A 23,979-nucleotide genomic window follows, 5' to 3' on the forward strand; every position below is an offset into this window, starting at 1 on the left:
CGCGAAACCTTAGCAACCGCCTGAGCGGGAGCCCGGTGCGTGAGAACGTCAGAGAGGAGTCACAGGAGGAGACGATGATCACCGTTGCCGCCGGGAGCACCCTCACACTGCGCTGCCAGGGGATGGAAGCGATCCCCCTGGTCTGCCTGGCCGAGGTCAAAGCGCCGTTCATCGCCGAGCTGCCACCACTGCCGGTGCTCAGCCTCGACGAGCCGGGCGTCCGCCGCTACGGCATCCTGGAACTGACCAGCAGCGCCGGCGTCGCCTGGGTCGAAGCCGAACTGCGCGGCGGCCTGATGACCGTCCTCGGCGACAGCCCGACCGGGGTCGTCCAGCGGCGCGACTCGCCCCGCCGCCCCGGCGCCTACCCGGCCAGCGGCACCGCCCAGGTCGACACCGGCGACAGCCAGCGCCTGATCGCCATCGCCGGCCACGTGCAGGACGTCTCCACCAGCGGACTGCTGCTGCAGGCCCGCGCCGAGGACGACCGCCCGCACCTGCCCACGGCGATCCTGCGTACCCTGCTGCACGTCACCATGCCGTGGGGCGAGATGACCGCCGCCGTCACCACCGTCGACCAGCGTTCCGACCAGCTGCGCGGCACCTTCGAATGGATCGACGCGGGCGACGCGAAAGCCCTTTCCGCCTTCGTGTTGTCACGCTGACACCCGGCGTTCCTAAAATCGAGCTGTGGTTCCCGATGACTCCGCCGCGCGCCGGCAAGACATGGATCGCCGGGAGGCTGCTCTCGTCCTGCGCGAGGAGGCGGTCGCCGAACGCGAACGCCTGCTCCTGATCCGCGAACACCTGCTCGACGAGCAGCTCATGGCCGCCGACGCCCGCGAGTTGCGGGCCAACGAACGCGAGAGCTCCCAGACCGCCCGCGAACGCGAGTTCAGCCGCCGCGAGGCCTCCGGCGTCATCCCGGAGGACCCGATCGACGGCATGGAGGACGCGTTCGCCCGCGAGGTCGCCCGCCTCGACCGCAGCAACGCCTTCCTGGAACGCTCCCGCGCCGCCGTCGAACGCGCCCAGGCCCGCCTCGACAGCCTCCGCCAGCACCGCGAGAACGGTTGAGTTTCCCCCACCCCGTCCGGGGAACTGGATCATCATGACCTGGCTGGAGTTCGCGCTGCTGCACACCCCGGAACCCACCACGGTCCGGGTCGCGGCCCGGCGCGGCAACCGTTACGCCGAGCCGACGACGATCGGCCCGTGCGTGGTCAACCGGGCCCGCCGGGTCGTCTTCTGCCCGCCCGACACCGACGTCCCACCCGGTTCCCTGGTCACCCTGCCCACCGGCCAGACCAGCCGGGTCCGGGCCACCTGCCACCTGGACGCGCACGGCTACCGCCTGCCCGGCCACCTCCAGCTCGACCTGGAGTGAGGGTCAGGAGCGGCGGCGGCGGTCGCGGACGTACAGGACCGCGGTCTTGCCCTTCTCGGTCGGGCGGCGTTCGGACTCGAACAGGCCGGTCGCGCCGAGCAGGTCGCTGAGTTTGGTGTAGCCCCAGTTGCGGGCGTCGAAGTCGGGGCTCTGCTTGAGCAGGATGTGCCCGACCGCGGCCAGCGGCGCCCAGCCGTCGTCGTCGGAGGCGGCCTCGACCGCGTTGCGCAGCTTGTTGACCAGGGCGCTGTCCGATTTGAGGCGGACGCCGGCGATCGGGGTGCGGGTCTCGGCCGGTTCCGGTTCGGCCGGGCTGCTGTGCGGGGCGGTCAGGTTCTCGGTGTAGATGAACTTGTCGCACGCCGCCACGAACGGTTTCGGGGTCTTGCGCTCGCCGAAGCCGTACACGATCAGGCCGGATTCCCGGATGCGCGCGGCCAGCCGGGTGAAGTCGCTGTCGCTGGAGACGATGCAGAACCCGTCGAGCCGCCCGGAGTAGAGCAGGTCCATCGCGTCGATCACCATCGCCGCGTCGGTCGCGTTCTTCCCGGTCGTGTACGCGAACTGCTGGATCGGCTGGATGCTGTAGGCCAGCAGGTGTTCCTTCCACCCGCGCAGGTTCGTCCCGGTCCAGTCGCCGTAGGCGCGCTTGACGTGCGCGGTCCCGTACTTGGCGACCTCGGCCAGCAGCCCCTCGACGATCGCCGGCTGCGCGTTGTCCGCGTCGACCAGCACGGCCAGGCGCGCGGCGCTCTCACTGCTGCTGATGCTCATCGAAAACGACCTTACTCACAACCGTCCGGCAACCCTATCCCCGGAAGGTGAGTCGGATGCGAGCCATTCTCCTCGGCATCGGGCTGGTCGCCGGGCATTTCGTCGCGCTGCGGGTGCTGCCGTCCGGGTCGCAGGCCGCGACGAACCTGAGCGTCGGCGTGCTCATCCTGTCCGCCCTGATCGCCGCCGCGAGCGCCGTCGCGACCGCGCGCCGCAGCACCGGCCGGGCCCGCCACGGCTGGGCCGTCCTGGCCGTCGGCATGGTCGGCTGGGCGTTCGGCGAGTCGGTGTGGGCGTTCTACGTGACGTTCCGCCAGGGCAACGCCCCGTTCCCGAACCTCGGTGACTTCGGTTTCCTGCTGATGGTGCCGGGCGCGGTTCTCGGCATGGTGGCCGTGCTCGGGGTGCGCCGGGGCCTGCTGCGGGTGATGCTCGACGGCCTCGTCATCGCCGGTTCGCTGCTGTTCCTGAGCTGGGTGTTCGTTCTCGAACGGGTCTATCAGGCGGGCAACCTGGCCCCGGCCGCGAAGGCGGTGTCGCTGGCCTACCCGCTCAGTGACGTGCTGCTCGCCGCGGTCGCGCTGATCCTGCTGCCGCGCGCCGCCCCCGGCTTCCGGGCGACGGCCGCGCTGATCCTGGCCGCCGCGCTCGCGCTCAGCGTCGGCGACCTCGGGTTCGCCTACCTGAACCAGCACAGCACGTACACCTGCGGCGATCCGATCGACACGGGCTGGGTCGCCGGGTTCGTGCTGATGGCGCTGGCCGCGCACCGGGCGCCGTCGGCCCGGTCGCATCCGGAGCAGAGCGTGCCGATCCTGGTGTGGCTGCCGTACGCGCCGCTCGCGGTCGCGATCCTGACCGCGGCCGAACAGCTGGCGTCCGGGCGGCGGCTCAGCGGCTTCCTGTCGGTGCTGCTCGGCGCGGTGATCCTGCTCGTCCTGGCCCGGCAGATGGTCGCCCTGCGGGACAACACCGCACTGAGCCGCGACCTGCACCGGGTCGTCGCCGAGCTGCGGGAACGCGAGAGCGAACTGCATCACCTGGCCTACCACGACCCGTTGACCGGACTGGCCAACCGGGCGCTGTTCCTGGCCAGCGCCGAGGCCGTCCAGGACGGTCCGCTGGCCGTGCTCTACCTGGATCTCGACGGCTTCAAACCGGTCAACGACCGGCACGGGCACGCGGCCGGTGACGCCCTGCTGGTCGAGGTCGGTCGCCTGCTGCGGGCCGAGACCCGCGACGACGACCTGGTCGCCCGGCTCGGCGGGGACGAGTTCGCGGTGCTCATGCCCGGGGTCGGTGACCGGGCCGAGGCCGAGGACCTGGGGCGGCGGCTGACCGCCCGGCTGGCCGAGCCGTTCCTGATCCTCGGCCACACCGTGCGGATCGGCGCGAGCGTCGGGGCCGGCCTGCGAGAGCCGGGCGACCTGTCGGTGGATGCGCTGCTGCGGCGGGCGGACGAGTCGATGTACGCGATCAAGTCCACCCGCCCCGGCCGGCGTGGTGCCGCGGTGACCGTCTAGGCCGTGGCCAGCGGCGCGACGTCGGCCGCACCCCGGCGGGTGGCGTCGGCGCTCTCGTCGTCGGGCTGCTGCTGCGCGGCGAGCTCGGCGACCACCCGGGCCTCGTACAGGGAAATCTCCTTCTCGGTGTCGGCGGTGTCCCAGCCGAGCGCCTCGGCGATCAGGTTCGCCGTGGTCCGGGCTGCGGCGACGCCACGGTCGGTCGTCTCGATGGAGATCCGCGTACGGCGGGTGAGCACGTCCTCGAGGTGGCGTGCGCCCTCGTGGGTCGCCGCGTAGACGACCTCGGCCTTGAGGTAGTCGGCGGCCCCGTCGAGCGGCTCCCCGAGCACCGGATTGTCGGCGACCAGCGCCAGCACCTCGTCGGCGAGGGTCCCGTACCGGCGCAGCAGGTGCTCGATCCGGAACACCGGCACCTTGGACGTGCGGGCCAGCTGCGCCCGCCGGTTCCACGCGGCCCGGTAGCCCTCGGCGCCGAGCAGCGGGACCTGCTCGGTGCAGGACGCCGGCACCCGGGCGTTGAGCTGCTGCACCGCCGCGTCGACGGCGTCCTTGGCCATCACCCGGTACGTGGTGTATTTCCCGCCCGCCACCACGACCATCCCGGGCGCCGGCGTGCCGACCGCGTGCTCGCGGGACAGTTTGGCCGTGCTGTCCGCCTGGGCCGACAGCAGCGGCCGCAGCCCGGCGTACACACCCTGCACGTCGTCGGCGGTCAGCGGCGTGGCCAGCGCCTTGTTGACCTCTTCGAGGAGGTAGTCGACGTCGGCCCGGGACGCCGCCGGGTGCGCCTTGTCCAGGTCCCACTTGGTGTCGGTGGTGCCGATGATCCAGTGGCGGTCCCACGGGATCACGAACAGCACGCTCTTGGCGGTCCGCAGGATCATCCCGGTGTTCCCGGAGATCTTCTCGCGCGGCACCACGATGTGGATGCCCTTGCTGGCCGTGATCCGGAACTCGGGGCGTTCGCCGGCCAGCATGGCCTGGCTGTCGCCGGTCCACACCCCGGTCGCGTTGATCACGGTCCGCGCGCGGATCTCCAGTTCGGCGCCGGTCTCGGCGTCCCGGGCGCGGACCCCGACGACGCGCCGGCCCTCGCGCAGGAAGCCGATGACCTCGGTGCGGGCCGCGACCTGGGCGCCGTACGCGGCCGCGGTCCGTACCAGGAACATGGTGTGCCGCGCGTCGTCGACCTGCGCGTCGTAGTAGCGGATGGCGCCGACCAGGCTTTCGGGCCGCAGTGACGGGAACGCCCGCAACGCCTCGGTGCGGCTCAGGTGCCGGTGCATCGGCACCCCGACGCCGCCGCTGCCGGCCAGGGCCAGGGTGTCGTAGAGGGCGATGCCGGCGCCGACGTAGAGCCGTTCCCACGCCCGGTGCTGCAGCGGGTAGAGGAACGGCACCGGCCGGACCAGGTGCGGCGCGAGCCGGTTGATCAGCAGGCGACGCTCCTTGAGCGCCTCCCGGACCAGCGAGAAGTCGAGCATCTCCAGGTAGCGCAGGCCGCCGTGGATCAGCTTGCTGGACCGGCTGGACGTGCCGCTGGCGAAGTCACGCGCCTCCAGCAGGCCGACCGACAGCCCGCGGGTGGCCGCGTCCAGGGCCGCGCCCGCGCCGACCACCCCGGCGCCGACCACCAGCACGTCGAGTTCTTCACTGGCCATGGTGGTCAGGGCGGCTGCTCGCGACTGCGACGAGATCTTTCCGGTGTTCATTGCAGATCCTTCCTAAACCCAGTCCAGGGTGCGGTCGACCGCCTTGTGCCAGCGGGAGATTCCTTCGGTACGGCGGTCCGGCGCCCAGGTCGGCGTCCAGCGCCGGTCCTCCCGGCGGTTGGCCCGCAGCTCGTCCTCGGAGCGCCAGAAGCCGACGGCCAGCCCGGCCGCGTAGGCCGCGCCCAGCGCCGTCGTCTCGGCCACGGCCGGCCGGCTCACCGGCACGCCGAGGATGTCGGCCTGCAGCTGCATGCACAGCTCGTTCGCGGTCACGCCGCCGTCCACCTGCAGGCAGTCGAGCTCGGTGCCGGAGTCCTGGGCCATCGCCACGACCACGTCCCGGGTCTGGTAGCAGATGGCTTCGAGGGCGGCCCGGGTGATGTGCGCCGAGGTGTGGAACCGGGACAGGCCGACGATCGCGGCCCGGGCGTCCGGCCGCCAGTAGGGCGCGAACAGCCCGGAGAACGCCGGCACGAAACACACGCCGGCGCTGTCGTCGACACTGGCGGCCAGGGTTTCGCTGTCCGAGGCCGATTCCAGGATGCCGAGCTGGTCACGCAGCCACTGAATGGCCGAGCCACTCGCGGCGACGGAGCCTTCCAGCGCGTACACCGGCAATTGGCTCTTGAATTTGTAGGCGACCGTCGTCAGGAGACCGTGCGTCGATCGGACCGGCGTGGTTCCGGTGTTCAGAAGAACGAAATTCCCGGTTCCGTACGTGCATTTGGCGTCGCCCGGCTCGAAACACGTCTGCCCGAACAACGCCGCCTGCTGGTCGCCGATCGCCGCCGCCAGCGGAACCGTTCCCAGCGCCGTTCCGTAGACCTCGGCCGAGGAGCGAATCGTCGGCAGCATCGCCTCGGGAATGTCGAAAAGGGCCAGCAGAACGGGATCCCAGGCCAATGTCGAAAGGTTCATCAGCTGGGTACGGCTGGCATTGGTCACGTCGGTGACGTGCAGTTCGCCGCCGGTCAGGTTCCAGATCAGCCAGCTGTCGATCGTCCCGAACAGCACCTCGCCGCGCTCGGCCCGCGCCCGCAGCCCGGGGGTGTGGTCGAGCAGCCAGCGCGCCTTGGTCGCCGAGAAGTAGGTGGCGGGCGGCAGCCCGGTCCGCTCGCGCAGCAGATCCGCGTCGAGTTCGCGCAGGTCAGCGGCGGTGCGGGTGTCCTGCCAGACGATCGCCGGAGCGACCGGCTCGCCGGTGGCCCGATCCCACAGGACGACCGTCTCGCGCTGGTTGGCGATGCCGATCGCCGCCAGGTCGGACGCGACCAATCCGGCGTTGGCCAGCGCCACGTCGATCGTCTTGCGGGCGTTCTCCCCGATCTCCCGCGCGTCGTGCTCGACCCGGCCGGCCGCCGGCAGGATCTGCCGGTGCTCGATCTGTCCGCGACTGATCTCGGTCCCGGCCCGGTCGAAGATCATGAACCGGGTGCTGGTGGTGCCCTGATCGATCGCGCCGACGAAATCCGCCACATCGCCTCCCTCTTTCCCCGGGACGCTATGAAGCGAAAATGCTCCCGGCAACGGCGATCGTGCGACAATGTCGCACGATGCCCGGCCTGATCCAGTCCATCGAACGTTCGTCGGCCGTCCTGCGGCTGCTCGCCACCGGTCCCGGCCGGCTGCGGGTCAAGGAGATCGCCGACGCCCTCGGCCTGCCCAAATCCACCGCGCAGAGCATCCTGCGCACGCTCACCGCGATCGGCTTCGCCGAGCAGGACCCGCGCACCGCCCGCTACCGGCTCGGCCGCGCCCTGCTCGACCTCTCCTCCACCGGCCTGGACGCCAACGAACTGCGCGCCCGCGCCCTGAACTGGGCCGACGCGCTGGCCTCACGCAGCGGCGAGGAGGTGCACGTGGGCGCGCTGCGCGACGGCGGCGTGCTCGTCGTGCACCACGTGTTCCGCCCGGACGACTCGGCCCAGTCGATGGACACCGGCCGGATGGCGCCGCCGCACGCCACCGCGCTCGGCAAGGTGCTGCTGGCCTACCAGGCGACGGCCGCGCAGGACGCGGTGGCGAGCGGCCTCGACGCGTACACGAGAAGGACCCTGACCACCCGGCCGGCCCTGGCCCGGGCGCTGGCCGAGACCCGGGCCGACGGCTGGGCGTTGTCGGTCGAGGAGTGGCAGGCCGGCCGGGCCGGGATCGCCGCACCCCTGCGGACGTACGGTGGTCTGGTGGTCGGCGCGATCGGCATCAGCGGCCCGGTCGAACGGCTCTGCGACACCCGCCGGCACGCCCGGCCCGCCCTGGTGGAGCACGTGGTCGCGGCCGCCCGGGCGATCTCCCGAGACCTGGCCGGGTCGTGACCGACCGGTACGTCCTGGCCATCGACCAGGGCACGACGTCGACCCGGTGCATCGTCTTCGACCGCCGCGCGACGGTCGTCGCGGTGGCCCGGGCCGAGCATCCGCAGTCGTATCCGCAGCCCGGCTGGGTCGAGCACGACGCCGCCCGGATCTGGCGGGACGTACCGAAACTGATCAGCCGGGCGCTGCACGACGCCGGGCTGACGCTGGACCGGATCGCGGCCGTCGGGATCGCCAACCAGCGGGAGACGGTCGTGCTGTGGGACCGGGCCACCGGGAAGCCGGTGGCCCCGGCGATCGTCTGGCAGGACACCCGGACGGCCTCGGCGGTCGCCGCCCTCGATTCGGAATTCCTGCGGGAGCGGACCGGCCTTCCGGCCGCCACCTACTTCTCCGCGACCAAGGTCGGGTGGCTGCTGGAGAACATTCCGGGGCTGCGATCGCGCGCTTCCCGCGGGGAGATCCTGTTCGGCACGATGGACAGCTGGCTCATCTGGAATCTGACCGGCGGACTGCACGTGACCGACGTGACCAATGCCAGCCGCACCCAGCTGATGAACCTTTCGACCCTGCAGTGGGATCCCGATCTGCTGGCCCTTTTCGGCATTCCCGAGGCGATGCTGCCGGACATCCGTTCCTCGGCGGAAACGTACGGCACCGCGCTCGGCGGGGTGCCGATCGCCGCCGCGATCGGGGACCAGCAGGCGGCATTGTTCGGGCAGACCTGTTTCGAGCCGGGCGACGCCAAATGTACGTACGGAACCGGCGGTTTTCTCCTGCTCAACACCGGGACCGTGCCCGTGCGGTCCGGGCACGGGCTGATCACCACGGTCGGCTACCGGATCGGATCCGCGCCGCCCGTCTTCGCCCTGGAGGGGTCCATCGCGATCGCCGGGTCGCTGGTCCAGTGGATGCGCGACGGGCTCGGGCTGATCGGCACGCCGTCCGAGATCGAGACCCTGGCCGCGAGCGTCACCGACAACGGCGGGTGCTACATCGTGCCCGCGTTCTCCGGCCTGTTCGCCCCGCACTGGCGCAGCGACGCCCGCGGCGTGATCGTGGGCCTGACCTCGTACATCACCAAGGGCCACCTGGCCCGCGCGGTTCTCGAAGCGACCGCCTGGCAGACCCGGGACGTCGTCGACGCGATGAACGCGGACTCCGGGCTGGCGCTGACCGCTCTCGACGTGGACGGCGGGATGACCGCCGACAACCTGCTGATGCAGACCGTCGCCGACGTGCTCGACGTGCCGGTGTCGCGCCCGATGGTGGCCGAGACGGTGTCCCTGGGCGCGGCCTACGCGGCCGGGCTGGCCGTCGGCTACTGGTCGGATCCGCGCGACCTGCGGGGGAACCGGCACCGGGCGGCGAGCTGGTCCCCGAGGATGTCGGCCGAGGAGCGGGCGGCCGGGCATGCGACCTGGCGCCGGGCCGTGGCCGCGGCCGTCTTCTTCAGCGACGGCGCCTGATCGCCGGGTTGCTCGGGCCGAGCACACTCGGCAGTGATTTGCCTCGATGCGAGCTCTGGTTGAACCGGGGGAGTGACGGGGCGGTACTCCTGAGTGACCGGTCCATGTCCTCCCGTGCAGAGAAGGTGCAGCATGACGTACCCCGACCCGACCGCCGGACCGAACTACTCGGCACCGAACTACTCGCCGCCGGCCTACGAGCCGCCCGCGTACGAGCCGCAGGCCTACCAGCCGCCGGCGCAGAACCCGCCGCCCGCGCCGCGCCAGCCGGTCCCGCCGCAGGCCGCGCCCCCGCCGGCGCCCGGCCAGTACGGCCCGCCGGCCGCCCCGGGGCAGTACTCGCCGCAGGTTCCGCCGCCGGCCATGCCCTATCAGGCCTGGGCCTCCGCGGACGCCAAGGACGACTACGCGCAGCGCCAGATCAACCTGGCCGAGGACGCCGCTCGGGGTAAGAAGGACATCACGGTCGGCGCGATCTGGTTCGTCGTCGGCGGACTCATCACGGTCGTCACGATGGCGTCGGACGCGTCGGTCTACATCGTCGCGTGGGGCCCGATGCTCTACGGCGCCTACCGCGTCATCAAGGGCATCCTGGCGGTACGCCGAGCCGGCTGATCTCCCGGGCCGGCTGACCTTCCGGGCCGGCCGATTGACGTTTCTGAATTGTTGCCGTAGCTTGACGGGGAAAGCGCATTCCCGCACTCCAAGGCTTAGCTCGAAAGTCGCCTCCCGAGTCCGTGCCGACCCCTTCGGTGGTCGCGCGGACCGGTCGAGGTCGACGAACTCCGGCGATCGTCCACCACGCCCTAGTCGCCAGGGCGCGGACGATCGCCGGAGTCGTCTGCGCGGCCGGACATCCCCCGTTGAACGTCCGGCGGTCAGGACGGCTGAGCGGTGCCCGCCGCGGGCTCCGGGACGCGGCCCGCGGTGCTGAGCAGGGCCAGCACCCCGGCGGCGACGGCGACGACCGCGCACACCGGAATCAGGTGCGGGGTCTCGCCGAACCGCCACCAGCCGGGCCGCAGGACCGAGTGCAGCGTGTAGACCGGCTGGTCGTGGTCGACCTTGGTGACCAGCAGCACCGCGGTACGCACGACGGCCTGCGCCGGCAGTACGGCCGCGACCAGGGCCACTCCGGTGAGCACGCCCGTGACCCCGCGCCGGACCGGGCGCATCGGCCGGATCCGGGCGGCCGCGGTCGCCGCCAGCAGCCACCCGGCGAGCGCCCCGAGCAGCGCGCCGGCCGCGGTCAGCACCGCGTACCAGCCGGTGCGGGCGGCGAACACCTCGGCGAAGAGCCCGCCGTAGTAGATCTGCCGGCCGGGGTTGCTGGTGTCCCCGCCGATCGCGTCGGTCGCCAGCCCGTGCACCACGACGCCGTCGCGTTCGGCGGTCAGGATCGCGTAGCGGCGCAGGTTCTCGTAGCGGCTCGGGTCGGGCGCGTCCATCCCGTCCTCGGTGATGGTGGTGGCGCCGTCCGCGGCCATCGACGGTGCCATCCGGCTCTCGAAGGAGCGGTCGGTGATCGGCCGTACGGTGAACTCGGTGATCGTCCATCCGGCGGCGATCAGCCCGTCGCGGGCCTGCTCGACGGTCCAGGTGGGGGCCGGCCCCGGGTTCTGGTTCCGCGGCATCGCGCTGATGGTCAGGTAGTCGGCGTAGCCCGGATCGCGTTGACGGTAGGAGACCTGCTCGAGGTCGGCCGCGTCGGCGACCGCGGCGTTCGCGATCGCCCGAGCGTCGGCGTTCGAGGGCAGGCCGGTGAGGGTACGTTCGCCGGCCCAGCTGCCCGCCGCGGCGCCGCCGACGCACAGGGTCACGGTCACCAGTACGGCCGCGACCAGGGCGAACGGGCGGCCGGCGGGGATCCGGAAGCGCTGCCGGAGACCACTGGCCAGCAGGTGCCAGGTCTCGGCCGCGGACGGCCGGGAGCGACCGGGTTCGGCCATCTCCAGCAGCGTCGTGACGATCTCGGTGCCGTGCCGCCGGCGGTAGCGGCCGGAGTAGGCCAGCAGCAGCCGCCGGTAGCGGCGTTCGAGCCGCTCGTCCGTGGCCGGCCAGACCCCGCCGGTCACGCGAGGCCTCCCCGCAGGGCGAATCCGGGCCGGTGGCGCAGCTCCTCGCGGGCCACCGCGGCCCGGCGGTCCAGGCGGGCGATCTCGCTGCTCAGCGCGGCGGTGCCGGCGGCGGTGAGCCGGTAGTAGCGACGCAGCCGCCCCTCGACCGCCTCTTCCCGGTCGACCTCGATCAGCCCTTGCTCGGCGAGCCGTTCGAGCGCGCCGTAGAGCGTGCCGGGCTTCAGCCTGACCTCGTCGGAGGAGAGTTCGGCGACCGCCTGCACGATGCCGTAACCGTGCCGGGGTTGTGCCGCGAGCGCGGCCAGGATGAGAAACGTCGGTTCCTGCATGGGCGCTGACACTACGTCGGCCGGTATATATCGTCAACCGAACTATAGGGAGCCCTCCGACGGCACGTGCCGCCGGAGGGCAGAAGGGTCAGGAGACCGCGACGTCGAAGACGTGCATGATGCCCTGGTCGGTCGACTCGGGAAGCACGACGGCGGCGACCGTCTTGGCCGGGTCGAGTGCCACCGGCGTCGTGGCGAAGACCCGGAACGTCCCCGTCCCGGCCGTCCCGTTGACGTTGTTGCGCCCCTGCAGTGCGAGGGCCTGGACATTCCCGGCCGGCGCGGCCGCCGCCCAGTCGCCGAACGTGACGCTCACCGGCTGGGACGTGCCGTCCGTGTACTGGACGGTCGCGGTACCGGTGGCCGGCCCGTTGGTGGCCAGGCCGAGGAAGGACACGCTGGTCCCGGCCTTGCCGACGGCGATCCGCTGGCCGTGCGGGATCCAGTTGTCCGGCGTGCCGGGTGCGGCCGACGGCCAGGTGAACGCGGTGCCGCCGGCGGTCACGGTGGCGCCCGGGGTCGCGCCCGCGGCGGCCAGGGCGGTGCGAGGCAGCGACCAGTCACTCAGGTCCATCGAGCCCAGGTTGCCCTGCCCGTCCGGCGTGGTTCCGGCGTTGTTCCGGGCGTCGGCTCCGGCCGTGTAGGACGGCGGGACGTCGGCCGCCCCGGTGCCCCAGGTGCCGGGCGTGTCCGACATGGTGAAGTCGAGCGTGGTGCCGTGCGGGACGAGCGACGCGTCGATCCAGCTCGCGGTCTGCTTGGTGCCACCCACGGTCAGGCCCGTGACGTACCGTCCGGAGCCCTTGGTCTTGATCTTGATGCTGTGCCCGCCGCCGATCGGGTCGATCTTGATCCGGGTGAACATCGGACCGCTGATCACCAGGTCGCCGGTGCCGTAGACGGCCGGGTAGAAGCCCAGCTGGGCGAAGACGTACCAGGCACTGAGCGAGCCCTGGTCGTCGTTGCCGGGCAGGCCCGACGGCGTGGTGTCGTACATCTCGGAGACCGCGCGGCGCAGCACATCGGCGGTCCTGGCCGGCGCCTGCAGCCAGTTGTAGACCCACGGGGTGTTGAACGCGGCCTGGTTCGAGAGGTAGTTGCCGGTCTGCGTGTACGCGCCCGCGTCGAGCTGCGCCATCAGCGTGTCCAGCTGCGTGGTCGCCGCGGCCACCCCGCCCCGCTCGGCGATCAGCGTCGACAGGTTGTGCGGCACCATCCACCCGTACTGAAAGCCGGTTGATTGGTTGAATTGCCCGCGCCCGGCGCCGTCCTCGCGCACGCGCAGATCGAACGAGCGGTCGAAGCCGGTGCGCTCGCGCGGCCGGATGTGCTGGGTGACCGGGTCGAAGACGTTCATCCAGTTCTGCGAGCGGGCCGAGAAGAAGGCCGCGTCGTCCGAGTCACCCAGCCGGTCGGCCAGCTGCGCGATCGCGAAGTCGTCGACCGAGTACTCCAGGACCCGGGAGGTCGCGAAGTCGCCCTTGCGGTTCTCGATCAGGCCGGTGGCGAAGTACTGGTAGCCGTCGCTGCGGGTGGTCGTGGTGGCCGGCAGCTTCTGGGTCGACACCATCGCGGCCAGCGCCGCCGCCCGGTCGTAGTCGGTTGCGCCCAGGTCGTCGAGCGTCGACAGGATGACCTGGTAGTTGTCGCCCTGCATGCGGGCCGCGCCCGGTGCCCAGCGGCCGGTCTGCTGGACCATGGCCACGATCGACCGGTTGATGTCACTGGCCACGGCCGGGAAGGTCAGCGCGATCAGCTGCGCCTGGCTGCGGTACATGTCCCAGCCGGACCCGGCGAAGTTGATGTTGCGGTAGAAGTGGTGGCCCTTGTCCACGGTGTGGGTCAGGCCGTCGAAGCCGACGTACTCGCGGTTCACGTCCTCGCGGACGTTCGGCTGCAGCAGCACGTGGTAGAGCGCGGTGTAGAACGAGGTCCGCCGGGCGCTGTCACCGCCGTCGGCGTCGATCGTGCCGAGCGCGTCCTCCCAGGCCTTCCGCGCGTCCGCCCGCACGGCGTCGAACGACTTCGAACCGGCCTCGGCGTCCCGGTTGGCCGCGGCGTTCGCCACGCTGACGTAGCTCAGCCCGGTCTTGGCGGTCACGGTCGTGCCGGGCGCGAAAGTCACCCAGCCGCCGGTGTCGTGCCGGTAGTCGACGCTCGTGTCGGTGCCCGCCTTGATCGCGTGCGTGCTGCCCGCGGTCAGATCCGCGTCGTTCCACGTCCCGTAGGAGGCGAACGGCTGGTCGTAGGTCGTCGAGAAATACGCCTTGTACGAGTTGCCGACGTCGCACACGTCGGCGCCGTACATCCACCCCGAGACCGTCCGGGTCGCCGGGTCGATCGTGATCTCGCTGCCGAACGACCGGTTGTTCTGCCCGGACACGTCCAGGATCAGGGTGGCCTGGCCGGCGAAGCCGTACCGGCTCACCGAGGTCCGCGCGGTCGCGGTCAGCTCGGTGGTCACCCCGTTGTCCAGCGCCACCCGGTAGTACCCGGGCTGGGACACCTCGTTGTCGTGGCGGAAGCCCAGGTAATAGCCCTTGACGTCGGTCGAGGGATTGACCGGCAGACCATTTCCGGCGTACGGGATGGTCGGGAACTCGTAGCCACCGAAACGTCCCGTGCAGCCGGTCCCCGAGTAGCGCGTGAGCCCGAACCCGCGGATCAGGTTCGCCGTGTACTCGTACCCGCCCTTCTCACCGACCAGCGCGTTGCCCGCCTGGTAGGTGGTCGGGCTCGGCTGCACCATGCCGAACGGCACGGCCGCCCCGGGGAACGTGTTGCCGTAGGCGTCGTTGCTCTTGTTCTGCGTGGTGTCCATCTCGGTGCCGATGAACTGGTTCACCGCGTCGAACGGGGACAGTTCCGCGGCCGCCGCGGGCACGGCCACGGCCGTCATCGCCAGGACCGGCCCGAGCGCCGCGGCCAGCAACGCCCTTCTGGACGGAAAGCTAATCATTCCGGCCATCCTGGTGTCCGGAAAGGACGTACGCATGTCGAAAAGTCATCGGGCAGGCGTCGCCCGAGTAAGATCGGTTGTCGTGAGCCGGCTGAATCTCGACGACGACACCGGCATCGATGAGCAGGGCCTGGTTCAGGGCGAGACCATCGCCGCCTGGCAGGACCCGCCCGGCCCGATCGCCTGGGCCGTCGAGGACTGGCAGCCCGAGCCGCAGATCGTCGCCTGGGCCCGGCTCGGCGACTGGGAGGCGGCCCTGGCCCGCGTCGGCCGGCACGCCCAGCTCGGCGTCCGCCGCGACGGCGCCCGCCCCGACTGGCACGGCCTGAGCAAGTCCCCGTCCGACATGAACCGCGGCATGGTCGGCGCCACCCTGCTCGCCCCGGGCCGGCTGGCCGACGTCACCGCCGTGACCCGCAGTGACGACTTCACCGGCATCACCGTCGAGGGCGCCCAGCGCGTCCAGCAACTTGTCGTCCCGAGGATCGTCGAGCACCCGCCGGGCGAGGAGATGGAACCGGCCGAGGCCCGGTTCGCCCTCGGCGCCCCGGCCGCGCAGGCCCCGGCCGCCCCGGCCGACCTGCCCGAGGAACTGACCGCCGGGCTGCTGCGCCGGTTGCGCCGCAAACCGGTCGACGTGGTCCGGATCGCGGTCGGCCTGCGCATCGCCGAGACCTGGCAGCTGGCCGACGGTTTCCAGCTGCCGCTCGTCTACGACGTGGCGCCGGGCAAACGGCAGGGCTACGTGGTCGACGACAACACCGGCACGGCCCTGAGCACCCTCTACGCGTGCCGCAACCACCACCCGGCGGCCACCCTGGCCTGGTGCTCGCACTGCCTGAACTCGACCTGCCCGGCCTGCTCGGAAGCGGTCCGCCCGTGCCGGCTGTGCCAGGGCGAGACCTGCGGCGACTGTGTCGTCACGGACGACGGCCGCTGCCGCGCCTGCGCCGGCCTGACCAAACTCGGCATGTTCGCCAAGGGGAAGTACGGGGTGTCGGCCGGCGGCTCGGCCTGGCACGGCGAATCCCCGAACGTGCAGGTCACCATCCGTCAGCAGCGCAACTGGTGGACCCTGGAACGCTGGGACCGGAACGGCCGGGTCACCATCCCGCTCGACCCGGGCATCGTGCGCTACCTGAGCTGACCCGCGCCGAGGCGGAACCGCGGGCGGTCACCGTGCGTCGAAGCGCGCATGGCCGACTTCCGCGAGCGCCGGGCCGCCTGGCTCACCGTCGCCGCCGCCCTCACCCTCTCCGCTTGCGGCGGCATTTCTTCCGGTACGGGGGAATCGACCCGCACCGCCATCCGCGACGCCGCCGCCGAGCTGCCGCCGCGGTACACGTATCTGCTCACGTCCACCTGCGGGGAACGGGCGCTGATCGGCACGTACGAGATCGTCGTCGACCAGGACCGGGCCGTCTCCGGGAAGCCGGCCGACGCCGACACCAACACGTACGTGACCGAGTTCCCCACCATCCGGGCGCTGCTGGACGCGGCGCTGAACGCCGACGCCAAGGCCGGCATCGAGTTCGAGGCGGACGCCGCCGGGCTGCCCGCGCGGCTCTCGATCGACCCGGAGCCGGACGCGCTCGACGACGAGGAGTGCTACCGCTTCACGGCGATCACCCCGGTCACCGGGGTACCCGGGAAGCCGTCGCCAGGGTAGGTCCCGGGCTCGAACAGCCGATCGGCCGCGCCAGCATGGGCTGATGAGAAGCGTTGCGACCGTGATCGGCGCCGGAATCTGACCATGGAATATCAACTGGAATTGATCGCCGTGCCGGTGACCGACATCGACCGGGCCAAGAAGTTCTACAACCAGCTCGGCTGGCGCGAGGACCTGGACTACGTCTGCGGCGACGACTACCGGGTGGTGCAGTTCACGCCGCCCGGCTCCGGATGCTCGATCGTCTTCGGGGCCGGGATCGGCATCGCCGCGCCCGGCACGATGGAGAACGTGCACCTGATCGTCCGCGACATCGAGGAGGCGCGCGCCGAGCTGACCGGCCGGGGCGTCGAGATCAGCGAGATCTTCCACGACGCGGACGGCGTGTTCCATCACGCGGGAACAGAGAAGCGCGTTTCGGGTCTCTATCCAGGGCGTTTGTCGTACGGATCATTCGCTTCGTTCGCTGATCCGGACGGCAACGGCTACTTGCTGCAGGAGGTCGCCGAACGGGCGCCAGGTACGCTCCCAGCGTGCTGAGCTCAGTCGGACTCCGAGGCCGCGCCCGCGAACGTGACCAGCTCGAACGCCTGATCCGGGACGTCCGCTCCGGGCAGAGCCGGGTCCTCGTCCTGCGCGGCGAGGCCGGCACCGGCAAGTCCGCGCTCCTCGACTACCTCGTCGACCAGGCCCCGGCGACCCGCGTCGTCCGCGCCGCCGGCGTCGAACCCGAGACCGAACTCGCCTACTCGGCGCTGCAGCAGCTGGTCGCCCCGCTGCTGCCGCACCTGGACCGGCTGCCCGAACCGCAGCGGGTCGCACTCTCCACCGCGTTCGGCCTCAGCGCCGGCCAACCCCCGGAAGCCCTGCTCATCGGCCTGGCCGTGCTCGGCCTGCTCGCCGAAGCAGCCGTCGAACAACCCCTGGTCGTGGTCGTCGACGACGCCCAATGGCTGGACCGGATGTCCGAGGTGATCCTCACCTTTGTGGCCCGGCGCCTCGACGCCGAATCGGTCGCCCTGGTCTTCGCGGCCCGCACCCCGGCCGACGACGCCCTGCTCACCGGCCTGCCCGAACTGCGGATCGAAGGGCTGCCCGAGGCCGACGCGCGGGCGCTGCTGGAGACGGTGCTGCCCGGGCTGGTCGACGCCCGGATCCGCGACCGCATCGTCGCCGAGACCCGGGGCAACCCGCTCGCGCTGCTCGAACTGCCGCGGGAGATGGACCCGGCGTTCGGCTTCGGCATCCCGGCCGCCTCCGCTGCGGGCCACACCTCAGTCGCGGGCCACGTCACTGCTGCGGGTCACATCTCGGCTGCCGGCCACGCCTCGGTCGCGGGCCAGGTCGAGGACGGCTTCAAACGGCGGATCGCCGCCCTGCCCGACGACAGCCGCACCCTGCTGCTGGCCGCGGCCGTCGAACCGGTCGGCAACGTGCCACTGCTCTGGCGCGCGGCCGAACTGCTCGGCGTCAGCCCGGCCGCGGCCGGCCCGGCCGAAGCCGCCGGACTGGTCGAGATCGGCGCCCGGGTGCGCTTCCGGCACCCGCTCGCCCGATCGGCCGCCTGGCACGGCGCCGACCCGGCCGCCCTGCGCGCCGTCCACCAGGCGCTGGCCGAAGTCACCGACGCCATCGAAGACCCCGACCGGCGGGCCTGGCACCGCGGCCACGCGGCCATCGGACCGGACGCCGCCGTGGCCGAAGAACTGGAGAACTCGGCCGGCCGGGCCCTCGCCCGCGGCGGCCGAGCCGCGGCCGCCGCCTTCCTGGAACGCGCGGCCGAACTCACCCCCGAACCGGGCCGGCGCGCATCCCGCCTCCTGGCCGCCGCCCAGGCCCGCCTCGCGTCCGGCGCCGCGGCGATGGTGCCCGGCCTGCTCGCGGCCGTGGAACAGGAACCGCTCGACCCGATCCAGCAGGCGACCGTCGAACGGTTGCGGGCGCGCATCGCGTTCGTCCTGAACACCGGACGGGAGATCGTGCCGCCGCTGCTCGCCGCCGCCGGTCGCCTGGAGAGCCTGGATCCGGCCGCGGCCCGGGAAACCTATCTGTCGGCGGTGGGCGCGGCGATCAACGCGGGCCGGCTCGGCGGGGACGACCTGCAGCGGGCCGTCGACGCCGCCGCCGGTTCCCTCCCGGCGTCCCTGCTCGCGCTCTCCCCGCCCGACGTTGCCGCCTCCTCGCCCGACGTTGCCGCCTCCTCGCCCGGCGTCGCTGCTCCCTCGTCCAACCTCGCTGCTTCCTCGCCCGGCGTCGCTGCTTCGGCTGATTCGGTGGCTGCTTCCCTGCCCGCGGTGGCCGGTCTTGCGGGCACGGCTGCTGCCCCGGGTGGCGAGGTCGAGCCGGCCGGGCTGCTGCTCGCGGCCCTCATCGTCTGGGCCCGCAACGGGCTGGCCGCCGCCGTGCCGTCATTCCACCGGGCGCTGGCCGCGGTGCCCCCGGACAACGAACTCGACCTGCTCTGGCTCACCGGCATGCTGATCCACGAGGTCTGGGACGACGAAGCGTTCCAGGACCGAACGGAACAGGCGGTCACCTTCGCCCGCGCCGCCGGCGCACTGTCCCGCCTGCCCAGCGCCCTCACGTTCCGCTCCACCGCGCTGATCTACGCCGGCCGGTTCGCCGACGCCTCCGACCTGATCGACGAGGCCGCCGCACTGGCCCGCGCCACCGGGCCCGCCCCGCACCCGGCCAGCGGCAGCATCCTCGCCGCCTACCGCGGCCGTACCGAAGAAGCCCTGTCCCTGATCGGCGAACTCTCCCGGGACGCCCGCGCCGGCGGGGTCGGCTGGCTGCTCGGCGTGGCCGGCTACAGCAAGGCGATCCTGCACAACGGCCACGGCGACTACGCCGACGCGATGGCCGCGGCCCAGGAAGCGGCCGGCCACGAAGACCTCGCCGTCCTGCAGTGGTCGCTCGGCGAACTCGTCGAAGCGGCCGCCCGCACCGGCGCGACCAAAGAGGCCGCCGACGCCCGCGACCGGCTCGCGGCCCGGACCGGAACCGTCGACACCCCGTGGGCCCGCGGCACCCGGGCGCTGGCCGACGCGCTGGTCGACGACGCCGAGGACGCCTACCGGGAAGCCGTCGACCAGTTCGCGGCGAGCCGGCACAAGCTGTCCCTGGCCCGCGCCCGACTCCTGTACGGCGAGTGGCTGCGGCGGGCGAACCGGCGCGCCGAGGCCCGCGAGCAGCTGCGACCCGCATACGAGGCGTTCAGCACCATGGGCGCCGAAGCCTTCGCCGAACGGGCCGGCCGCGAACTGACCGCGACCGGCGAGACGGTCCGCAAGCGTACGACCGGTACGCGCGAGGAGCTGACCGCGCAGGAATCACAGATCGCACGGCTGGCCGCCGCCGGGCGCACGAACCCGGAGATCGGTGCGGTCCTGTTCCTCAGCCCCCGAACCGTCGAATGGCACCTCCGCAAGATCTTCACCAAGCTGGGCATCACGTCCCGCCGCGAGCTGCCCGCCGCGGTGGGCCGCATCGCCTGATCCTAGGCCGCCGCGCCGGCCCGGTTGAGTTGTCCACAGTGGCGGGTTGTCCACAGGGCACCCGCCGCCCAGCCCAATTTTCCGCGATAATGGCTGGTGGGCGGTCTGCCCCCTCGGTTGGGGTGGGGACCAGGAGTAGGGCGCCCGGCTGGGTCAGGACCGGCAGCCGGGCGCCGCCATCCCACCCTGACCACCAGCTCGGCCGGCCCGGCTGGTGTTCAGGGCTGCGAAATCGGCCGGGTGCAGCCGTCAGTGCCAGCTGGGCGGTGCGAGCTGGTGTTCAGGGCTGCAAAATCGGCCGGGAACAGCCGTCAGCGCCAGCCGCGCCGACCGAGCTGGTGCTCAGGGTCGCAACGCGGCCGGGAAGCAGCCGTCAGCGCCAGCTGGGGCGGATGAGCTGGTGCTCAGGGCGGGCCGGGCGGGCGATCACGGTGGGGCGCGGAGGTTGGACGGGAGCGGGGCTGTCGCCGTACGGGAAAGGTGGTTTTGAAGGGGCTCGGCCCGGCGTTTGGGGGATCGCCGGGCCGAGCATGGGGATGGGGTCAGGAGCCGATGCGGAAGGTCGCGTCCTGCTTGTCGGTCGCGGCCGACCCGCTGGTGATCGGGTCGATGCGCAGGACGTAGTTGCTGTGGCGCAGGTAGCGGTCCGGATAGTTGTAGGACCGGAACGACGTCCACGACGAGTCCGCGAATCCGGCGGTCTTGTAGAACGTGGCGTCGGCGTTGAACGTGCTGGTGCCGTCGCTCGCGTTCAGGACGAGGGCGTAGTTGGAGTGCCGCAGGTACCGGTCCGGGTAGTTGACCGAGCGGAACGACACTCCGGACGAGTCGGCCAGGCCGGGCACCAGGGTCCACTGCTGGTCCTGGTAGGGGTCGAACGGGTACGCGTCGATCCGCCCCACGCTGTTGCTGTGCCGGATGTACCGGTCGGGGAAGTTGTACGATTTGACCCGGTTCCACGAGGGTGTTCCCCACTTGGCGGTCAGGTTCGACAGTTCACCCGAGGTGATCGGCACGATTCCGCAGTGTTTGGAGTTCAACGGCTGGGTGTACGACCGGTCGTTGAGCAGCGTCCACGCCCCGCCGGCCACGTTTGTCGTCTGCCAGCAGAAGAACCGCCCGTTGGGACTCCAGGTGTCGCCCCACATGTACCAGATGTCCGACGTGTTGGACTTGCTGATCTGCGGCGCCTCGACCCCACGCCCCGGCGTGATCGCACCCGTATAAATCCCGAATTTTCCGGCAGCCAGCTTCGTCCCGAGCAGAGTGCTGTTCGTATTGTTCTTGTAGTACATGAAAGTAACCCCACCAACGGTCACAAACGTCCCGTCAATAGCGTCGTACCCGGGATCGTAGAGAACCGCGTTGGCCGTCGCGGTCACGAAATCGCTGGTGTAGTTCACCATCAGAACGTTGTGCCCGGTGCCGTTAACCGCCGAGTACACGATCGCGTACTGCCCCCGCGATGCGTCCCAATACGCCTCCGGCGCCCAGGCGTGAGTCGCCAGCGAATGCACCTTGATCCGCCGATACCCGGTGAACGTCCGCAGGTCGGCCGAGTCCCACACGTGCAGGTACTGGCTCTGATACGACCAGTCGGTCCCGTAGAGATCGGTGGCCAGCACCACGAACGTGCCGTCCTGTTTGCGCAGCAGAAACGGATCGCGCAACCCGAGACTGCCCGCGGTCGGCGTCGCCACGGCGTTGTTCTGATTCAGTGGCGTCCAGTTCAATCCGTCCGCGCTGACGGCCAGATGCAGCCCGTAATTCGCGGCGGTCATCGACGGCGATTCCGTGAAGTACGCCATCGCGTACCCGGAGTAGGTCGCGGCCTGGGCCGCGGTCGGGACGAAAACGGAGGCGGCCGCGCCGGCCAGCAGAGTGCGTCGTCTCATTTCGCGATCGCCGTCCCGTGCCGGCAGCCCGAGCAGGTCACCTTGCTCAGCCCGGTCCACGTGTTCAGGTCGGTGCTGGTCGCCGTGTAGATCCCGTCGCCCGCGCTGTAGTGGTCCACGTACATCCGCCAGCTGCCGTCGTCCAGCTTGACCAGTGACGGCCCCTCGTACCCGGACGCGAACAGCGTGCCCCGGTTGACCCAGCCCTCGGTGAGGTTCGCGGTCGTCGTCCAGTGCTCGATGTACTTGGTCGTCTCGTTCTTGGTGAACGCGTGCCACGTGCTGCCGGACTTCACCACGTACGTGTCGATGTGGTTGGTGCCCAGGCCCCACATCTGAGCCGGGCCGCTCCACGAGGTCAGCGCGGTGTTCTGGGCCGTGTACACGTACGGGCGGAAGCAGAACGAGCACGAGGTCGACGCGACGCTGGTGATCAGCTTGACGCTGCTGCCCTCGACGTAGAACTCGGGCGCCCAGGTGTAGTTCGCACCCGAGATCCCGGCCGGGATGCTGGCGATGTTCGTCCAGGTGGTCAGGTTCGTGCTGGACGCGATGTTGAAGTACGCGCTGGTGGTCGTCCACGACTGGACGGTGTAGGCGGCGTAGTAGACGCCGTTGCGCTTGAGGATGCTCGGGTCGCGCAGCACGCCGGTCGGCCCGTGGAAGTTCGTGTCGGTCAGGGTGCTGTAGCTGGTGCCGCCGTTGGTCGACTGGTAGATCCAGAGTTCCTCGTCGGCGGCCGCGTCACCCTTGAAGGTGGCGTAGATCAGGGTGGTCGCGGCGGATGCGGGCTGGGGGAGGGTCAGCACGCCCAGGATCAGCGTGAAGAAGGTGATGAGGATGCGGCGCATGCGTCTCCTTGATGCTCTGTTAGCGCTAACAATTCAGCGCAGACGGGGATGTAGCGCAGGAGAGATCGCACGGACTGGCCTGGGGTGTGGCCGTCCGCAGTTCGAAGTTTCTGAATGATTGCGCTCAGATTGCGGCGCTGTCAAGGACGTCCGGGGCCCTCCTGAGAGGACCCCGGGAAACCTTCAGGCCGAACGCCGTTCGGCCGCCGCGGCCAGATTCGCCGCCTCCGCCTCCTCGGCGGTCGCGCAGGCCACCACCACGTCGTGCATCGTGCGATAGAACGCCGACGCCGCGAGCGTCGCCCGCCGGTCCACCCCGCCGATCAGCTTGGCCCGGCCCTGCCGCTGCGGCGAGAACGCCAGCAGATAACGCGCGCTGGTCCGCGCGGCCAGCGCGTCCTGGAACTCCCCGCGGGTCGTTCCCGGGGCAACCCACGATTCGAGTACGACGAGATCCCCGTCCCGCAGATGACCCGCGACCGTGTCGGCCGCGGCCAGCACCGGCCCCAGATCCGGACGCCCCCGCTTCAGCGGCACCGGCGACGCGACCAGGTAGACCGTGCACTCGGTGAGCCACGCCGGGTCGTCGCTGGCGTGGTAGCGCCCGGTCTCGTGCATGGCCACCAGCTCGTGGCCGAGCGCCGACCGCCCCGCGCGTAGCCGGGCTATCAACTCGGGATCGGGGTCGAAGCCGGCGACGGTGTGCCCGGCGATGATCGCCGTCCGGGCGAGGGACAGGCCGGCGCGGTCCTGCCCGACGACGGCGACACGGTAGCCGTGCGGGGCGGCGGGCTCGGGTGTGGTGGCGATGACGGTGGCTCCTTGCCGTCGCTGAAGAAGATCGGTCGAGAAAGAACCATAGGTCGATCCGAGGCCTCCGGTAATCGCTCTCCGGTGGTCCTCCGAACGGTCGTTTCCGCACCGTCTGGGCGATTCCGCTGTCGGCATCCGGTCAGAGGCTTGAGCCCGTGATGTCACTGACCGTACGGATGACTGTTTCGTATCAGGATGCCGCGGGGTGACCTTCGACCTTGACAGGGATCGTCTATCCCAGCAGGGTGTACCGCCTAGGCCTGTTGATCTCGGACGTCTTGCGCACCACGCCCTCCGGCAACACGCCAGTCGGCAGTTGGTTACGCACGGTGAGGGGACCGGGATGAAACTGGATCCGCAGGACTACGACGACCTGATGCACGGCCAGTCGATGGTCGAGATGTGGCGTCGCAGCGACCACGCCGTCGCCGTCGCCGCCGAGCTGATGAAGCTGCACGGCGGCACGGTCCCGATGAGCGAACTGCTCTGGGCCGGCGCCGAGGCCTTCCTGCCCCGCCAGTGGAAGGCCGGCCGCGCCGCCGAACCCGCCGTCGCCGCCGCCGAGGTCTACGAACGCTGGCGCCGCCTGCACGAGCGCCGCCTGCGCCGCCAGCAGGAAGCCGACGGCAAGAGCTGACCAGCCCCAAAACCCTGAAACCACTTTTCCGGTACGCCATGAACCACGCCCGCCCCCGAACGACCGTC

General features: G+C 71.2%; 21 protein-coding genes. 12 read left to right on the forward strand and 9 right to left on the reverse strand.

Annotation, left to right across the window (positions count from 1 at the left end; translation table 11 throughout):
• The first annotated feature begins 35 nt into the window (after positions 1-35).
• Genes ACSHV8_RS02440 through ACSHV8_RS02450 form a run of 3 tightly spaced genes read left to right on the forward strand, consistent with a single transcriptional unit; the run spans position 36 to position 1,387 of the window.
• Positions 36-665: a PilZ domain-containing protein gene (locus ACSHV8_RS02440; RefSeq protein ID WP_436528934.1), complete on the forward strand. Its 630-nt coding sequence runs from the start codon at positions 36-38 to the stop codon at positions 663-665.
• Positions 666-690: 25 nt separating this feature from the next.
• The gene (locus tag ACSHV8_RS02445) at positions 691-1,077 is read left to right on the forward strand and encodes a hypothetical protein (RefSeq protein ID WP_436528936.1); all 387 of its coding nucleotides are present in this window, start codon (positions 691-693) and stop codon (positions 1,075-1,077) included.
• A 34-nt stretch (positions 1,078-1,111) separates the two neighbouring features.
• A complete protein-coding gene (locus ACSHV8_RS02450; protein WP_436528937.1) occupies positions 1,112-1,387 on the forward strand; it encodes a hypothetical protein in 276 nt (91 codons plus the stop codon).
• 3 nt (positions 1,388-1,390) lie between these two features.
• On the opposite strand, the gene ACSHV8_RS02455 is transcribed toward ACSHV8_RS02450, so the two are convergent.
• Positions 1,391-2,161, reverse strand: a complete 771-nt coding sequence (locus tag ACSHV8_RS02455) for an NYN domain-containing protein (RefSeq protein WP_436528939.1) — start codon at positions 2,159-2,161, stop codon at positions 1,391-1,393.
• A gap of 56 nt (positions 2,162-2,217) precedes the next feature.
• Here ACSHV8_RS02455 and ACSHV8_RS02460 point away from each other — a divergent pair, with 56 nt between their 5' ends.
• A complete protein-coding gene (locus ACSHV8_RS02460) occupies positions 2,218-3,684 on the forward strand; it encodes a diguanylate cyclase domain-containing protein (RefSeq protein ID WP_436528941.1) in 1,467 nt (488 codons plus the stop codon).
• On the opposite strand, the gene ACSHV8_RS02465 is transcribed toward ACSHV8_RS02460, so the two are convergent.
• Positions 3,681-5,399, reverse strand: a complete 1,719-nt coding sequence (locus ACSHV8_RS02465) for a glycerol-3-phosphate dehydrogenase/oxidase (RefSeq protein ID WP_436528943.1) — start codon at positions 5,397-5,399, stop codon at positions 3,681-3,683. The two genes, ACSHV8_RS02460 and ACSHV8_RS02465, sit on opposite strands and share 4 nt — an antisense overlap.
• Before the next feature lie 12 nt (positions 5,400-5,411).
• A complete protein-coding gene (gene glpK / locus ACSHV8_RS02470) occupies positions 5,412-6,875 on the reverse strand; it encodes a glycerol kinase GlpK (protein ID WP_436528945.1) in 1,464 nt (487 codons plus the stop codon).
• Positions 6,876-6,952: 77 nt separating this feature from the next.
• Here glpK (ACSHV8_RS02470) and ACSHV8_RS02475 point away from each other — a divergent pair, with 77 nt between their 5' ends.
• From ACSHV8_RS02475 to ACSHV8_RS02485, 3 genes are all read left to right on the forward strand, one after another.
• Positions 6,953-7,714: an IclR family transcriptional regulator gene (locus ACSHV8_RS02475; protein ID WP_436528947.1), complete on the forward strand. Its 762-nt coding sequence runs from the start codon at positions 6,953-6,955 to the stop codon at positions 7,712-7,714.
• The gene (gene glpK, locus ACSHV8_RS02480; protein ID WP_436528949.1) at positions 7,711-9,183 is read left to right on the forward strand and encodes a glycerol kinase GlpK; all 1,473 of its coding nucleotides are present in this window, start codon (positions 7,711-7,713) and stop codon (positions 9,181-9,183) included. The genes ACSHV8_RS02475 and glpK (ACSHV8_RS02480) overlap by 4 nt, the downstream gene beginning before the upstream one ends.
• Before the next feature lie 132 nt (positions 9,184-9,315).
• Positions 9,316-9,798: a hypothetical protein gene (locus tag ACSHV8_RS02485; RefSeq protein ID WP_436528951.1), complete on the forward strand. Its 483-nt coding sequence runs from the start codon at positions 9,316-9,318 to the stop codon at positions 9,796-9,798.
• A gap of 263 nt (positions 9,799-10,061) precedes the next feature.
• Here ACSHV8_RS02485 and ACSHV8_RS02490 read toward each other — a convergent pair whose 3' ends face one another.
• The 3 genes from ACSHV8_RS02490 to ACSHV8_RS02500 all read right to left on the reverse strand — a co-directional run bounded on the left by ACSHV8_RS02490 (position 10,062) and on the right by ACSHV8_RS02500 (position 14,549).
• A complete protein-coding gene (locus tag ACSHV8_RS02490; RefSeq protein WP_436528953.1) occupies positions 10,062-11,258 on the reverse strand; it encodes a hypothetical protein in 1,197 nt (398 codons plus the stop codon).
• A complete protein-coding gene (locus ACSHV8_RS02495; protein WP_436528954.1) occupies positions 11,255-11,590 on the reverse strand; it encodes a PadR family transcriptional regulator in 336 nt (111 codons plus the stop codon). The genes ACSHV8_RS02490 and ACSHV8_RS02495 overlap by 4 nt, the downstream gene beginning before the upstream one ends.
• A gap of 88 nt (positions 11,591-11,678) precedes the next feature.
• Positions 11,679-14,549, reverse strand: a complete 2,871-nt coding sequence (locus ACSHV8_RS02500; protein ID WP_436528956.1) for a GH92 family glycosyl hydrolase — start codon at positions 14,547-14,549, stop codon at positions 11,679-11,681.
• Between the two features lie 82 nt (positions 14,550-14,631).
• Between ACSHV8_RS02500 and ACSHV8_RS02505 the strand changes: the two genes are divergently transcribed.
• The 4 genes from ACSHV8_RS02505 to ACSHV8_RS02520 all read left to right on the forward strand — a co-directional run bounded on the left by ACSHV8_RS02505 (position 14,632) and on the right by ACSHV8_RS02520 (position 19,715).
• Positions 14,632-15,696 carry a hypothetical protein gene (locus tag ACSHV8_RS02505; protein ID WP_436528958.1) on the forward strand — a complete coding sequence of 355 codons (1,065 nt, stop codon included), beginning with the start codon at positions 14,632-14,634 and terminating at the stop codon, positions 15,694-15,696.
• Positions 15,697-15,744: 48 nt separating this feature from the next.
• Positions 15,745-16,218 carry a hypothetical protein gene (locus tag ACSHV8_RS02510; protein ID WP_436528960.1) on the forward strand — a complete coding sequence of 158 codons (474 nt, stop codon included), beginning with the start codon at positions 15,745-15,747 and terminating at the stop codon, positions 16,216-16,218.
• Between the two features lie 84 nt (positions 16,219-16,302).
• A complete protein-coding gene (locus tag ACSHV8_RS02515; RefSeq protein ID WP_436528962.1) occupies positions 16,303-16,758 on the forward strand; it encodes a VOC family protein in 456 nt (151 codons plus the stop codon).
• A complete protein-coding gene (locus tag ACSHV8_RS02520) occupies positions 16,752-19,715 on the forward strand; it encodes an AAA family ATPase (RefSeq protein ID WP_436528964.1) in 2,964 nt (987 codons plus the stop codon). The genes ACSHV8_RS02515 and ACSHV8_RS02520 overlap by 7 nt, the downstream gene beginning before the upstream one ends.
• A 542-nt stretch (positions 19,716-20,257) precedes the next feature.
• Here the strand turns inward: ACSHV8_RS02520 and ACSHV8_RS02525 are convergent.
• The 3 genes from ACSHV8_RS02525 to ACSHV8_RS02535 all read right to left on the reverse strand — a co-directional run bounded on the left by ACSHV8_RS02525 (position 20,258) and on the right by ACSHV8_RS02535 (position 23,409).
• Complete coding sequence (locus tag ACSHV8_RS02525; protein ID WP_436528965.1) at positions 20,258-21,610, reverse strand: glycoside hydrolase family 43 protein; 1,353 nt, start codon at positions 21,608-21,610, stop codon at positions 20,258-20,260.
• Positions 21,607-22,461 carry a family 43 glycosylhydrolase gene (locus ACSHV8_RS02530; RefSeq protein WP_436528966.1) on the reverse strand — a complete coding sequence of 285 codons (855 nt, stop codon included), beginning with the start codon at positions 22,459-22,461 and terminating at the stop codon, positions 21,607-21,609. The genes ACSHV8_RS02525 and ACSHV8_RS02530 overlap by 4 nt, the downstream gene beginning before the upstream one ends.
• Positions 22,462-22,644: 183 nt before the next feature.
• Positions 22,645-23,409, reverse strand: coding sequence for a hypothetical protein (locus ACSHV8_RS02535; RefSeq protein ID WP_436528968.1), 765 nt, complete (start codon positions 23,407-23,409; stop codon positions 22,645-22,647).
• 208 nt (positions 23,410-23,617) lie between these two features.
• On the opposite strand from ACSHV8_RS02535, the gene ACSHV8_RS02540 reads away from it, so the two are divergent.
• On the forward strand, positions 23,618-23,911 hold the full coding sequence (locus tag ACSHV8_RS02540; protein ID WP_436528969.1) for a hypothetical protein: 294 nt from the start codon (positions 23,618-23,620) through the stop codon (positions 23,909-23,911).
• Positions 23,912-23,979: the final 68 nt, after the last annotated feature.

Origin of the sequence: Actinoplanes sp. HUAS TT8, from assembly GCF_051380535.1 — a bacterium.
GTDB lineage: Bacteria > Actinomycetota > Actinomycetes > Mycobacteriales > Micromonosporaceae > Actinoplanes.